We start from the raw sequence: 13313 nt of genomic DNA, 5'->3' as shown, positions 1-13313 counted from the left end.
TTTTCCATTTATGTCTAGATATATTAAGAAATTATTTTCTTTTACCTGCGTAATCGCTTGCAGTATTTCATCATTGTTTGCACAGGAAGAAGAAGAGACTATAGAAACAGAACGAGTAGTGATCGTAAAAACATATACGCCAACGATTAGTGATGCGTTTAAGGTAAAATCTACGCCAATTTTAGACGATTCTGTTACACAAAAGAAAAAGCAATTACGATATAGTATTTTTTCGGTTCCTGTTGCATCTACCTTTTCACCCGCAAAAGGAAGAGCTGCTAATATCGATAAGCCTAAGAAAATACCGTTATATGATAACTATGCAACCTTAGGTTTTGGAAATTTTACATCGGTATTGGCGGAGTTTTATAGTAATTTTCAGTTAAATAGAACAGATAATATTGGTTTGTATTTACATCATAATTCTTCGCAAGGAGGAATAGAAGATGTCGTATTGGATGATAAATTTTACAATACGTTTTTAGATCTAAATTATACATCACGTACTAAAGATTTTACATACGGAATAGAAGTAGGAGCGGAGCACCAATTATATAATTGGTATGGGTTACCAGATATTCCTGTATTAACCCAAGAACAAATTGATGCAATTGACCCTCAACAGAATTATTTTGGGGCCAAGTTGGGGGGTAAATTGCAATTCGATGACCTGTATTTTAAGAGAGCCTCTCTAAACTATCGCTATTTTGGAGACGCTACCAGTACTGTAGAGCATCATGCCATTTTTAAACCTACATTCGAGTTTGAAATCGTAGACGAATTAGTAACTACAGATTTTATTATTGACTATTTAGGAGGTGGATTTGATAGACCTTTAAACTTAGCGTTACAAACACCAAATGACTTTAGTATTCTAAATTTAGGAGTTCAACCAAGTTTGGTCGTATTACGAGATAATTTAACTTTAAATCTGGGTGCGGCAGTATTTTTTAGTATCGATAGCCAGAATAATGATAATGATTTCTTTATTTATCCAAAAGTTACAGCATCGTATAGATTACTAGATGAGACGGTTATTGCTTATGGAGGTTTAGAAGGAGGGCTACAACAAAACACCTATAGAGATGCGGTGCAAGCAAATCCTTATGTGTCACCAACGCTATTTTTAACTACCACACACAATCAATTCGATGCTTATGTAGGTTTCAAAGGAAAACTATCTGATGTAGTAAGCTATAATTTTAGAGGTGGTTATGCTTCGGAAAATGATAAACCTTTATTTGTAAACAACAGACCAGAAGTTGTACAATTAGAAGGATTCGATTTTGGTAATTCTTTTTCATACCGATACGATGATATCCTAACCTTAAGTGGATATGGGGAATTAAATTTTAATATCAATAAGAAATTTAAACTAGGCATTACTGGAGAGTATTATAGTTATAATACAGATGATGAACAAGAAGCTTGGAATTTACCAGAATTAAAAGCGTCTGCATTATTGGATTATCAGATCACAGATCAGTGGTTTGCAGGAGCACAACTGTTTTATGTTGGTGAGCGAAAAGATATTAATACTGCGGTTGCCTTTGTACCACCAACACCAGAAGCAACAGTAACTTTAGATAGTTATTTTGATGCCAATGTAAATTTGGGCTATCGATTTAATGAGAAACTATCAGTTTTTGTAAAAGGTAATAACCTAGCAGGTCAGAACTACGAACGTTGGGCAAACTTCCCAGTACAAGGAATCCAGGTATTAGGAGGAATTACCTATAAGTTTAATTATTGATATAATCGTTCTACAAAATCAAGATTCTTTATTAGCAATTCCCAAATAAAAGCAGTATTTTATTCTGGTAATTGGGAAAGAAATGAATAGGAAGAATGTAATTTGTTGGGCGCTATCGTTTTACTCGATAGTAGTTTTTTCACAGGAAAATTTTAGAGTGTATTATCAGGAAACAGATGATGGATATAAAATTCTTGCTGATAATGGTGAGTTTTGTCCGGTTTCTGTAGAGATTGATTTTGAGATTGAAAATCTTACTTCTAGTATTGGTGATATTAAAATTATAGAGGTTCCAGAACAAACTACACAATTTTATATCGCAGATCTAACCGTAGTGGATAGAAAAAAGGCGTTACGCTTAGGGTTTAGTGTACGCTATAATCATGGAAATCACTTACAAGAAGACTATGATACCGATTATGCGTATCATCTTCCTTTTAAGAAGGGAACGGAGCATATGGTTACGCAAGGGTATAACGGTACCATTTCGCATCATAATGAGAATGCATTAGATTTTAGAATGCCCATAGGAACACCCATTTATGCTGCAAGAGAAGGTAAGGTTGTTTTGGTAGAACAGAGTTTTAACAAGACATGTACAGGAGAAGATTGCGCCAGATTTAATAATTACATTTTGGTATATCACTCCGATGGTACATTCGCAGAATATACGCATATCAAAAAAAATGGCGCTATCGTAGCTCCTGGAGATCTCATAGAAAAAGGACAACATATTGGTTTTAGCGGTAACGTAGGATGGTCTACAGGTCCGCATCTACATTTTATTGTTTTTCTGCAACGGTTTAATGATCGAGAAACCTTACCTACAAAGTTTCTGATCGGGAATGGAAAAGAGCTTACCCAATTACAAGAAAGAAAAACCTATCGCAAAGCATATTAGTTAGTGAATATCTATGAATAAATTTATCCTTGCGCTATTAGTAGCGTTTATTAGCCAATCAATAATATCTCAACGTGCCTATAATTTTGATTATATGATGGCGTATACATATCAGGAATCTTTAGAAGGTCCGATTAAAGTACAAGCAGTATTTATTAATTCTAAAGATAATAGGTACCATTTAATTTTGCAAAACGACGGAAATCCTGATTTTGAATTTAATTTTGTAGATCACGAAAGAAAGTTTGAAACTTTTTTTTCTTTGGAAAAATCTTCTTTTCTAAATGCTAATAGAATTAATTTAGATTGTGACTTGGTCAAAAGAATTGGTACACCTAAGTACAATACTAAATTTGCCAAAAAATACTTTTTCGAAATACAAAAGGATACTGTAATTCAGGATACAGCATATAACCACATCGTTCTGAAGAGAAGAAATCCTAAAAAGAGGAAGAAAAATTGGGAGATACACTACATAACTCATAAGACCGAAAAGTTTGAAAAACCTTTTATAGGAAACCATAAAGTATACTTAATATGGCAACAGATAGTAAATAAAGAAAAATTTAATTTCGATGTTATAAAAGAGGAATATTCTCTTAAAAAAGGGAAGGAAAAAGCGTTTGTGTATAAGTTTACCGAAATGAGAAAGATCACAAATAAGTATATCTATATTCCTGATGATTGTGATTATTCCAACTAATGTTTGTCGAGCAGGTTTGTCATCGTTCAGACGTATAAGTTCCTTATTAAATATCAACATATAACATTCATTTACTTTTGGACCTCATTTCTTCAACCTTCAGAAAATCAGTATATTTATAAAGAGAATCTTTCTTATACATATCACAGCCACTAACCAATACATAACATTATGAAGTATTTAAAATATCTACTGATTGCTGTAGTAGCCATCGTATTGATCTTTTTTGGAATAGGACTTTTTACTTCTTCCGTTTCTTACGAGAATGAAATTGTTGTCAATAAACCGGCAAACGAATCTTGGGCCGTAATGTCTGATGAATCTAATTTGCCCAAATGGATCGAAGGTTTTCTAAGAACAGAACATGTAAGTGGCACACCTAATACAGTAGCTGCAGTTTCTAATGTATATATCGATGAAGGTGGAGAAGAAATGATGATGACAGAAACCATTACTGCTATGAAACCCAATGAACTTATGGCCATGGTTTTTTCTATGGATTTTATGGATATGGAGTATGAAATGTCTTTTGATGAGGATAATGGTAAAACTACTATAACTTCTAAATCAATGGTAAAAGGAAACAGTCTTATGGCTAAATCCATGATCGCTTTGATGAAAAGTGGTATGAAAGCACAAGAAGATAAAAACTTAGCTGCGCTTAAAAAACTAATCGATGATAATACCAAAGATTATACTTTAGAATAGTCATACAAACTCTTATTTCCAGTTTTGCAGACAAATACTACCACTTTGCAGAATATTATGTATAGTTATAAATTAAAAGATGATTTTTGTAGTAGTAATTCACCTCAGTGGTAAAACCATGTAGAGTTGCATTGAAAAAGATGTAGATGTTAGGCAAGCCTGGAACATTTAGGTCTCAATTATCGAGTAAACTTATAGCTATTCATCGTGAAGAAGTCAATCATTATTGGATTACAAATTGGATTTTGGTTATGCTATTTGGTATTAACCATTATTTTGGTATATCTCTCAGTAGCAAGTGAGGGCAATGAAATTGTGGAGCAAATGATGGTGCGATCTCTTTATTTTTCGATCATTCCATCTGTTATTTCTTATTACTCATTTTATTTTTTGGTATTCCCCAAAATTCGAGAAAAAAGGATACTCCTGTCGATCATATATGCCATTGCCTTTTCGATTGGCGCAGCCTTCATTGGAAATGTATTGATCTATGTATTCTTGGGAAAAGAGAGTTTAACAGAAGCTCAGGAATCGGTTACCGTAGGTATCGTGTTTATTTCTTTTGTCAGTTTTATTGTTGGAGTGATCGCATTAGTGACCAAAGGATTTATTACTTGGTATGAAGAATTAAAAGTAAAAGAAGCGCTGAAGCAAAAAAATCATGAAATGGAAATGGCTTTGGTAAAATCACAGCTGGATCCCCATTTTTTATTTAATACCCTAAATAATATTGATATTCTGATTCTTAAAAATGCCGAAGAAGCTTCCAAGTATTTAAATAAATTATCGGATATCATGCGTTTTATGCTCTTTGAAACGAAAACAGATAAAATTTTGCTCACCAAAGAACTAGAGTATATCGAAAAGTACTTGGCACTGCAAAAGATAAGAACAGTCAATGAGCGTTATATCAATTATGAGATAACAGGTTCACCAAAGGGTAAGGAAATTGCTCCAATGGTGTTTCTTCCTTTTATTGAAAATGCTTTTAAGCATACTTCTAATAAAAAAATAGACAATGCCATTACGATTCATATCTTTATAGAAAAAGGAAGCATACGGTTTGAGTGTGCAAACAAGTTCAATCCTAATAGGAAAGTAACACATACGAATCATGGATTAGGAAATGCACTGATCGAAAAAAGATTGGCACTGCTGTATCCCGAAAAACACACTTTAGCTATCGTAAAAGAAAAAGAAGAATATAAAGTACGTTTGATAATCACTGAGTAAACTATTGAGTAGCATGTAAACTCGATTATCGAGTAACATTTTAAAGAATTGAATCGCGAATGACACCATATTCATGTATTATTATCGAAGACGAACCTTTAGCACTCGAAAGAACTAAAGAATTTGCCGAGAAAATCCCTTTTCTCAATGTTGCAGCTACTTTTGATAACGCTCTGGATGGTCTAGCTTTTTTAAAAGCAAATACTGTAGATGTGATCTTCCTGGATATCAATATGGATGAATTATCGGGGATAGAACTGTTGGAAAGCTCAAAGATTACGAGTGAAGTCATAATGACTACTGCCTATCAGGAATATGCTTTAAAAAGCTTTGAACTCAATGTTACGGACTACCTGTTAAAACCTTTTACCTTCAACAGGTTTTTACAAGCGGTGAATAAAGCTCAGGAAAATCTAGAAAATAAAACCCAAAAGCAACAACCAGATTTCATTTTTGTAAAGACCGAAAACCGATTAGAAAAAATCAATCTGGCAGATATTTTATATATCGAAGGAATGCGAGATTATCGCCGAATACATATGCCAGATAAAAGAATTATGACGCTACAAAACTTTAAAGAATTTGAGCAGATCATTCCTGCTAGTTTGGTTTGTAGGGTTCATAAATCCTATATGGTTTCTATTAGTAAAATTGATTCCATCGAACGAAACCGAATACGAATCGGCGAACAACTCATTCCCATTTCCGAAACCTATAAAGCTTCCTTTTTTCAGCAAATCAGTACCAGTAAATGGTAAGGTTGTGGTGATTAGAATTCATATCAATTCAAGGCTAGAGATAAAAACCCTTTCCAGCGTTGGGATTTGACGTTCCAAAGCAGCGCTTTGAATTTTTTTTCACCAGTGTAAGATTTGTTTCGTTTCTTTATTGTATCCGACGAGGTAACGAGAGGAATGCATCGCAAAAGAAATGAACAAAAGGTTGAAATGAAAACGAATTCTAAATGTTTAATAATTAATTCATAAAAGCATCAATTCGAGTGATTTTTCGTAATAGAGTGAAGAAAAATTGTATCGAGAATAGCTTTTATTCTCAATGATAATTCTCATAAATCTCAAAACCTTTTGCAGATAGAAAATCCGCTTTTGCAGACACATATCTTCGTCTTGCATAGTAAAGTTTTATAACCATTCACTTCACTAGATATTTGCTTCAGTATTAATTGTGTAATCCAGTAAAAAATGAAGTAATGAGAACTTTACGAATCAAATTATTGTTATTCATCATCGCCACAGTATCCGAAATGGCAGCGCAGGTAGCAATTCCAAACGGAGATTTTAATCAGTTCGAAACGATCTATTGTCAAGATCAGGAATATGAATTGCCAGTAGGATGGAAAGAACATCCTAAAAACGAACTATGGAGACAATCGTATAACGAAGGTTTTGCCTACAAATATGAATTGCCAGATGCCAATGGAACTGCTTTGGCATTATATAGAGGATATCTAGCACAAACCAATGAAATTATGACTAGTTTTTTTGTTACTGAGAATATGCAACATCTACAATTGACAGGACGCTATAAATTTTCTGGATTGGATATCGATGAGGCAGAAGACGTATTACGAATCATCGTCATTTCTTCGAAAAAAATAATCCACACGATCTCAGATAAAGATTTGGAAGATGCTCATATTTTAGACATCACCACGCCCAAAGCCCAATTCGATAGGTTCTATTTGGAGATCGACGAGATCCACAAGAATGCCTACATCACCATTGCGATTCAATTAATATCTGGTAGCGATGATAGTTTTTATTGGGGGCAATCCAATGCCGTTTTGGATGATCTCAAATTTATAACGAATCATCGCATCTCAGCCATTCACTAACATTTTAATCCATTTAAAAAATACAACAGATGAAAACAAACACTATAGACCCAAGAATATTATTATCCACCTTATGGATTGTCATTTTATTTAATATGATCGTAAGAGATCTACACGAATTTTTACGCGAAGGATATATCGAACATATGATGTCGCTTCAAATCCCAGAAGTGAATATGTTGTTGTATGGTTTCGTAGCGCAGATTCCCATTTTAATGATCTTATTATCCAGAATATTAAAAGATAAAGCCAATACTTGGTACAATACGGTTGCAGCGATCATAACCTCACTTGGTTTTCTAAGCACATTACCTAATGCTGATATGGATGATATCTTTTTTGTAGTCATCGAAAATATCTTACTACTCGTAATCATTAGAGTTTCCTGGAAACTATCCAATAAACCCCCAAAACCAAACACAGAGCAGTTATTATAAACTTAAACAAAATTTACGTCAGTCAGAGTGATCCGCTTCGGGCGGATTGTATCGAAGACAAGTAAATTTTGAAGAACAAACAATGAATGCGAGCACTGAGCTTGAAATGGCCTATCAAAAAGAACTTTAAAAATCAAGGCAGCAGTGAGGACTTGGGGATGAAAAACTGAGCTCAACACGAGATCGGACACTGAGGTACTCGAAGTGTCGAAGTGTAATCAACACAAAAAACAATCATATGATACATATTAAGAAACTACTAATCATCGTATTACTGCTATGGATGATAGCAATGAATGCACAACAACAAGATCGTTCCTCATTTTTTGTGGGATACGAAACCTTTGAAATGACGATGAACAAGTTCCAGAATTTTGCGGGAGAAGTAGGCTATCGTTTTAATGAGAAGCACCAACTCCGATTAATGATCGGAGAGGTGAATCTCACCGAAAGACATTTATCTAGTAAGTGGGAATCTGCTGCGGTGGATGGTGACAATGTAGAAGGCTATTTTCGGATTTATGAATTGTACTACGATCGGTATTTTGGAAAGCGCAAGAACTTTTATTACAGTGGTAGTGTTGCCTATGTAAAAGATGAGTATAACCATCTAATCTCTACCAATCGTTTGGTAAATGAAACCGCAACGGTAGGATTTGCCATTGGCTATCGAAAAGAAAATATATTTGGCATCAAACATTTATATACCAATATCTCTATCCCTTTTCGGTATTATTTTAATAACATCCCAGAAACACAATGGGAAGGCGCTACGATCAACGCACACAGATTTGTAAACAACTTTTGGTTTTTTATCGGCTATCAATTCTAACTCCAACCACCAATCTAGCACTGAGGCGTCGCGCTGAGCTGACACAAAATTTACGTCAGTCAGAGTGATCCGCTTTGGGCGGATTGTATCGAAGACAAGTGAATTTTGAATAACAAAAATGAAGCGTCGTGCTGAGGTGTCACACTGAGACATCCAATAAAAGTTTTATTCAGTATAGGTATTTAACGTAATGAGCTTGAAATGGCCTATCAAAAAGAACTTTAAAAATCAAGTCAGCAGCGAGGGCTTGGGGATGAAAAACTGTTTGAGCGATAGCGAGTTTTTTTCATCCGTGGCTGAAGGTGGCGTAGCATTTTCTTAAGTTCTTTTTGTAAGCCTAGACTTTTTTGTTTCTTTTTTTGGCAATGAAAAAAAGAAAAGAAGCTCCATCAAAGTGAATTAGATAAAATTTAAATTCATTGTATCGATCTGAAAACAATGTTTTATATAATACGTCAATGGTAGCCTGTCGAAGTGCTCTCGAAGTACGGTACAGTAATCATGCAGTGTCACACTGAGCTTGTCGAAGTGCTCCCAGCACAACCACTCACACAACAAAACCAGCAACTTATACAAGTTGGTTTTTTTATTCGGGGAAATTTACGTTTCTTTAGTGGGGTTTGTGCATACACATTTTTAGATATGGTATTTTAGAAAGGCTATATACAAATGTTTGTAAGTAAGTACAAATGCATTAAAATATAATAACTATAAAGCGATAGGTGTGTATATGCCTACGTTGTATGCAATAAGACAGAAATGATTGAAGATAAAATACAAGAATTCAAATCTGAACTTAAATTAAAAAAAGATGTAGATATCGTTAGAAAGTTTATTACATCTGGAGACAGTCATGTTCTAGATTCTGATATGTATTTAGATCTGAAAGGCTCAATCGCTGATCATTTTGAAATTCACCCAAATGAGGTTTTAATAGTTGGCTCTGGAAAACTCGGTTTTTCTATATCTGAAAACTTAAAAAAAGGAAAAAGAAGATATAGAAGTTTTGGTGAGGAATCAGATATAGATGTTGCAATAATTTCTCAAACTTTATTTGATGATATATGGAAGCTTCTTTATGATTACATTGAGGATAAAGGTTATTGGAATAAACAAAAAGAATTCACTACATATCATTTCCAAGGCTGGATGAGACCTGATATGTTGCCAACTTCACCAAAATTTGATTTTACTCAAGATCAATGGTGGAACTTTTTTAATAAAATGACTTCAAGCAATAAATATGGTCCTTACAAAATCAGAGGCGGGCTTTATAGAAATTGGCATTTTTTAGAGAAATACCAATTAAAGTCTATTTCAGAATGCAAATTAGAATTTTAATGAAATGAAAACATCAGGAACAAATATTAGATTAAGGAAATTACTTTCGGGACTTAAAAATGGAACATTAATTCCTCGACCAGAATTTCAAAGAAGATTAGTGTGGGCTAATAAACATAAAATAGCATTTATTCAGACAGTGCTAGAAGGCTTACCTTTTCCAGAAATATACATTGCTGCTGGTGATGTAAATCTTACAAGTGGTGAAGGAAATGAAATGATTGTTGATGGTCAGCAAAGAATTTCAACTTTATACCAATATTTTATTGGTTCTGATGAAATTAAGTATCATTCTGATATTTTGCCTTATAAGAAACTAGACCCAAAACAACAGGAAGATTTTTTAGAGTATGAGGTCGTCATAAGAGATTTGGGGAAACAAACAATTGAAGATATTAAAACTATTTTTCAGCGTATAAATTCAACAAATTATTCGCTAAATGCAGTTGAAATTCATAACTCTAGATTTGATGGAGAGCTAAAAATATTTGCCGAAAAATTATCTGAAAACTCATTTTTTGAAAATCACTCAGTCTTTACAAATAATGATGTAAAAAGAATGAGAGATCTAGGCTTTTCACTGCTAACCTCAATTACATTACTTTCAAGTTATTTTAATCTTGAAACAGAGTTCGAGACATTCCTCGAAAAATATAACGATGAGTTTCCAGATTCTGAAAAGTTAAAGACAGAAATTGATTTTATATTAAAGCAAATAGACTCATTAAATTTTGATGAAAAATCAAGAGTTTATAAAAAGAATGATCTGTTCACTCTAATTGTGGAACTACACAGAGGACAATTTAAGGAATCAAAAGAATTTGACAACAAAAAATTAGAGGTTAATTTGAAGGAGTTCTATGCAAAAGTAGACGATGAAGATATGTCACCAGATGTACAAGAATATATTAAAAATGTTATTCAAGGTACTAATAGTAGAAGTGCTAGAATTACAAGAGGGCGAATAATCTCAACGGTAATAAATAAATGAATAAAAAAAGCTGGTAACAATTTGTAAAGGCATAGCTCCCTGTGGGAAGCTACGACACCATGCACTAGCCTTAGCAGTAGTCTAAGACAGTCCTCAGAATAACATTAAACAAAGCGAAAACAATAAATGACAATAGGCGTAAATCAGAAAGTAGCACCAATAAAATTTTGTTTTCTAATTGAGCCTAACTCTGAAAGCAAATTTGAAAGAGCAATTAAAATTTCGTTTTCTTATTGGGGCGGAATTTTCAGCCCAATTTTACCACTTCATTCAGTTTTACCAGAAGAATTTAAAAGTGAATACGCTATTGATTATGACGCTTTAAATTACTACAAAAATACAATAGACAATTTTGACCCCGATATTATCCTTCACGACAATTCGTTGGACATAGAATTTATTAAGACAATAAGTGACGACAGAACTTTACTATCAATAGAAGACTTTCTTTCTGACACAGATAATGGAGTTATTAAATACGGAATAAGTGTCTTAGAACTAATTTCTGATATTATTGAAAGGGAATTTAAGTTTTTACGAAATGACAACTTAAAACTTTCTATTCCTAACACTCAAAAATCAGATTTATTTTTAAAATCATTTATCGGTTGCTTTGTTGATAGTTTTCAAACGGAAATAAGCAATCAATTAAAATCGTCTTCATTCTTTGAACAGCCCGAAATAACTTTTGACAACATTGCCAATCATTTTCCCAATCAAAATATTGATACATTGAATATCAATATGGGAGAAATAAAAATATATCCGGAAAGGCATTGGTATAAGGGAGAAGGGATATACTTTCTAAATGAGGAAAGACTAAACGACATTAATAACTATTGGAATTTGAGAGCACTTGGGTGGTATATTATTCCTATACCTCTTAGCCAAATTGACAACGTATATTTTAGTGGTTTTATAGAGAGGTTTAGTCAGTTTCAATTAAACAAGTCCGAAAGTTTCTCATTCGTTAATTTTAAATTTAGCACGACAACAACTGACGAGCAAAAACAAAGAGTTGAGAAAAAACTTCGAGAAATAAAAAATAAAATCGGAGGCAAACTTAATTTTTCATTTCAACATTGGTTTCCTAGATTTTGGGCTGGTGATAGGTCTGTATTGGAAGCAGACAAAGTGCTGTGTGTGAAAACAGAAATTAATTCCACGTATTCTCAGGTAGAAATCCAAGAAAATCATGTAAAATTTAAAACCAACAACTTACCATTCAAGCTTAAAAACAATTACAGTCTTATTGCCTCACATAAAGTCAATCTTACGTTTAGTTACTTTGACGAATATTTAAATGATGCAGGGCTGATATACGGAATAGAAACGATTGACTGGATAAGATTAACCCATTCATATGGTCGCGATAAATGGAGATTGTCCAAGAAAGGTTTGAGCCACTACATTAGACGAGATGATGATGAAGTTTATTTTTTCATTCCCAAAGCGAAGGACTTTTTCAAAGTATTTTTCTCTAAAAGTGGAAACAAAGTAATAGAAACATCAAACGGTCGTTTAGCAAATGAAGTATTGAAAAACATTGGTGGCATAAGAGGGTCTTATTTTTTGCAAAACAAAGCCTCACTTAAAATTCTTGATTTAATTGAAGACGGTAAAACAGTTTACCACCCAACATTAGTTGGTGCGATAAAGAAGAGTTTGAAAAACAACAATAATGAACAAATTAATTCTTATATAAAAGGAATAATTGAAAACAAGATAATTGAATTTGGGACTATTCTTCAATGCGAAGTTTGTCATCAACGTGCTTTTTATCTTCCATTTGAATTAAAAGAAGCTATGACTTGTGCTATCTGTAGAAACAATTTTAGTTTGCCAATGCACCAACCAACCGAAATTAAATGGGCATATCGTGGAGTTGGACCTTTCAGTAAGAATAATAAAGTTGGCGGTGTAATTACAGTTTTTTTAACTCTCAAATTATTTAATCAAGAATTTGCGGACACTTCAGGTAATATGTCAGCACTAATCGGTTTTGAACTTTTAAAAGACAACCAAACAAAAGAAGTAGACCTTGTTATTATGCTTCAAGAAAAGCACAAAGACAATATTCTACCCGACTTAGTTTTTTGTGAATGCAAAACATACAAAAACTTTACATCTGGCGATGCAGATAGAATGATTGAATTAGGAACAGAATTTCCCAATTCAATTTTGACATTTGCGACACTGAATGACGAGTTAACCGAAAATGAGAAAACAGAAATTTTAAAGGTTGTAAATCATTTTAGAACAGGAAGTGGTCACAGACCGACAAACCCAATTCTCATTCTGACAGCAAAAGAGTTGTTGCCAAAAGATTTTTGGAGACATTTTGGCGAGTATGAGAACGACTCTAAACCTTATCACAAGTACAACGACTGGATAGGAAATTTATGTGAGTTTACCGTAAAGAAACACCTAAGCGTAAAAACATGGGGAGAAATACAGAGTGAATTATGGCAAAATGAAATGAAGAAAAGAAACGAAGCAGCCCAGGACAAACAAAAAACAAGTGAATGAAAACTACTGCCAACAAAGTGTATAGATAAT

Annotated in this window: 12 protein-coding genes; all 12 read left to right on the top strand. The window is 33.4% G+C overall.

Features of this window, described 5'->3' with window-relative positions:
- The first annotated feature begins 10 nt into the window (after positions 1-10).
- The 12 genes from Q1B37_RS19150 (at position 11) to Q1B37_RS19095 (ending at position 13283) form a co-directional block, all read left to right on the top strand.
- Positions 11-1753 (top strand): TonB-dependent receptor, encoded by a 1743-nt coding sequence (locus Q1B37_RS19150; RefSeq protein ID WP_299901375.1) that lies wholly within the window; start codon positions 11-13, stop codon positions 1751-1753.
- An 82-nt stretch (positions 1754-1835) separates the two neighbouring features.
- On the top strand, positions 1836-2654 hold the full coding sequence (locus tag Q1B37_RS19145; RefSeq protein WP_299901372.1) for a M23 family metallopeptidase: 819 nt from the start codon (positions 1836-1838) through the stop codon (positions 2652-2654).
- A 13-nt stretch (positions 2655-2667) separates the two neighbouring features.
- Complete coding sequence (locus Q1B37_RS19140; protein WP_299610156.1) at positions 2668-3357, top strand: hypothetical protein; 690 nt, start codon at positions 2668-2670, stop codon at positions 3355-3357.
- Positions 3358-3528: 171 nt separating this feature from the next.
- Positions 3529-4065: an SRPBCC family protein gene (locus Q1B37_RS19135; protein ID WP_299610154.1), complete on the top strand. Its 537-nt coding sequence runs from the start codon at positions 3529-3531 to the stop codon at positions 4063-4065.
- Positions 4066-4272: 207 nt separating this feature from the next.
- Positions 4273-5298, top strand: coding sequence for a sensor histidine kinase (locus Q1B37_RS19130; RefSeq protein ID WP_299901369.1), 1026 nt, complete (start codon positions 4273-4275; stop codon positions 5296-5298).
- Positions 5299-5357: 59 nt separating this feature from the next.
- Positions 5358-6056, top strand: coding sequence for a LytTR family DNA-binding domain-containing protein (locus Q1B37_RS19125; RefSeq protein ID WP_299901366.1), 699 nt, complete (start codon positions 5358-5360; stop codon positions 6054-6056).
- Positions 6057-6508: 452 nt separating this feature from the next.
- The gene (locus Q1B37_RS19120) at positions 6509-7153 is read left to right on the top strand and encodes a hypothetical protein (protein WP_299901363.1); all 645 of its coding nucleotides are present in this window, start codon (positions 6509-6511) and stop codon (positions 7151-7153) included.
- A 29-nt stretch (positions 7154-7182) separates the two neighbouring features.
- Positions 7183-7590 carry a DUF6326 family protein gene (locus tag Q1B37_RS19115; protein WP_299901361.1) on the top strand — a complete coding sequence of 136 codons (408 nt, stop codon included), beginning with the start codon at positions 7183-7185 and terminating at the stop codon, positions 7588-7590.
- 238 nt (positions 7591-7828) lie between these two features.
- On the top strand, positions 7829-8422 hold the full coding sequence (locus Q1B37_RS19110) for a hypothetical protein (RefSeq protein WP_299901358.1): 594 nt from the start codon (positions 7829-7831) through the stop codon (positions 8420-8422).
- A gap of 759 nt (positions 8423-9181) precedes the next feature.
- On the top strand, positions 9182-9763 hold the full coding sequence (locus Q1B37_RS19105; protein WP_299901355.1) for a hypothetical protein: 582 nt from the start codon (positions 9182-9184) through the stop codon (positions 9761-9763).
- 4 nt (positions 9764-9767) lie between these two features.
- A complete protein-coding gene (locus Q1B37_RS19100; RefSeq protein ID WP_299901352.1) occupies positions 9768-10754 on the top strand; it encodes a DUF262 domain-containing protein in 987 nt (328 codons plus the stop codon).
- Between the two features lie 126 nt (positions 10755-10880).
- Positions 10881-13283, top strand: a complete 2403-nt coding sequence (locus Q1B37_RS19095; protein ID WP_299901349.1) for a hypothetical protein — start codon at positions 10881-10883, stop codon at positions 13281-13283.
- The last annotated feature ends 30 nt before the right edge of the window (positions 13284-13313 follow it).

It is taken from the genome of uncultured Aquimarina sp., from assembly GCF_947492965.1.
GTDB lineage: Bacteria > Bacteroidota > Bacteroidia > Flavobacteriales > Flavobacteriaceae > Aquimarina.
The sequence above is the reverse complement of the archived record's forward strand: the minus strand, read 5'-3'. Positions and strand labels throughout refer to the sequence as shown.

Excerpts from the sequence above, each read along its gene's own strand:
- Q1B37_RS19150 (WP_299901375.1), top strand. The coding sequence starts at position 11 with ATGTCTAGATATATTAAGAAATTATTTTCTTTTACCTGCGTAATCGCT.
- Q1B37_RS19145 (WP_299901372.1), top strand. The coding sequence starts at position 1,836 with ATGAATAGGAAGAATGTAATTTGTTGGGCGCTATCGTTTTACTCGATA.
- Q1B37_RS19140 (WP_299610156.1), top strand. The coding sequence starts at position 2,668 with ATGAATAAATTTATCCTTGCGCTATTAGTAGCGTTTATTAGCCAATCA.
- Q1B37_RS19135 (WP_299610154.1), top strand. The coding sequence starts at position 3,529 with ATGAAGTATTTAAAATATCTACTGATTGCTGTAGTAGCCATCGTATTG.
- Q1B37_RS19125 (WP_299901366.1), top strand. The coding sequence starts at position 5,358 with ATGACACCATATTCATGTATTATTATCGAAGACGAACCTTTAGCACTC.
- Q1B37_RS19120 (WP_299901363.1), top strand. The coding sequence starts at position 6,509 with ATGAGAACTTTACGAATCAAATTATTGTTATTCATCATCGCCACAGTA.
- Q1B37_RS19115 (WP_299901361.1), top strand. The coding sequence starts at position 7,183 with ATGAAAACAAACACTATAGACCCAAGAATATTATTATCCACCTTATGG.
- Q1B37_RS19110 (WP_299901358.1), top strand. The coding sequence starts at position 7,829 with ATGATACATATTAAGAAACTACTAATCATCGTATTACTGCTATGGATG.
- Q1B37_RS19105 (WP_299901355.1), top strand. The coding sequence starts at position 9,182 with ATGATTGAAGATAAAATACAAGAATTCAAATCTGAACTTAAATTAAAA.
- Q1B37_RS19100 (WP_299901352.1), top strand. The coding sequence starts at position 9,768 with ATGAAAACATCAGGAACAAATATTAGATTAAGGAAATTACTTTCGGGA.
- Q1B37_RS19095 (WP_299901349.1), top strand. The coding sequence starts at position 10,881 with ATGACAATAGGCGTAAATCAGAAAGTAGCACCAATAAAATTTTGTTTT.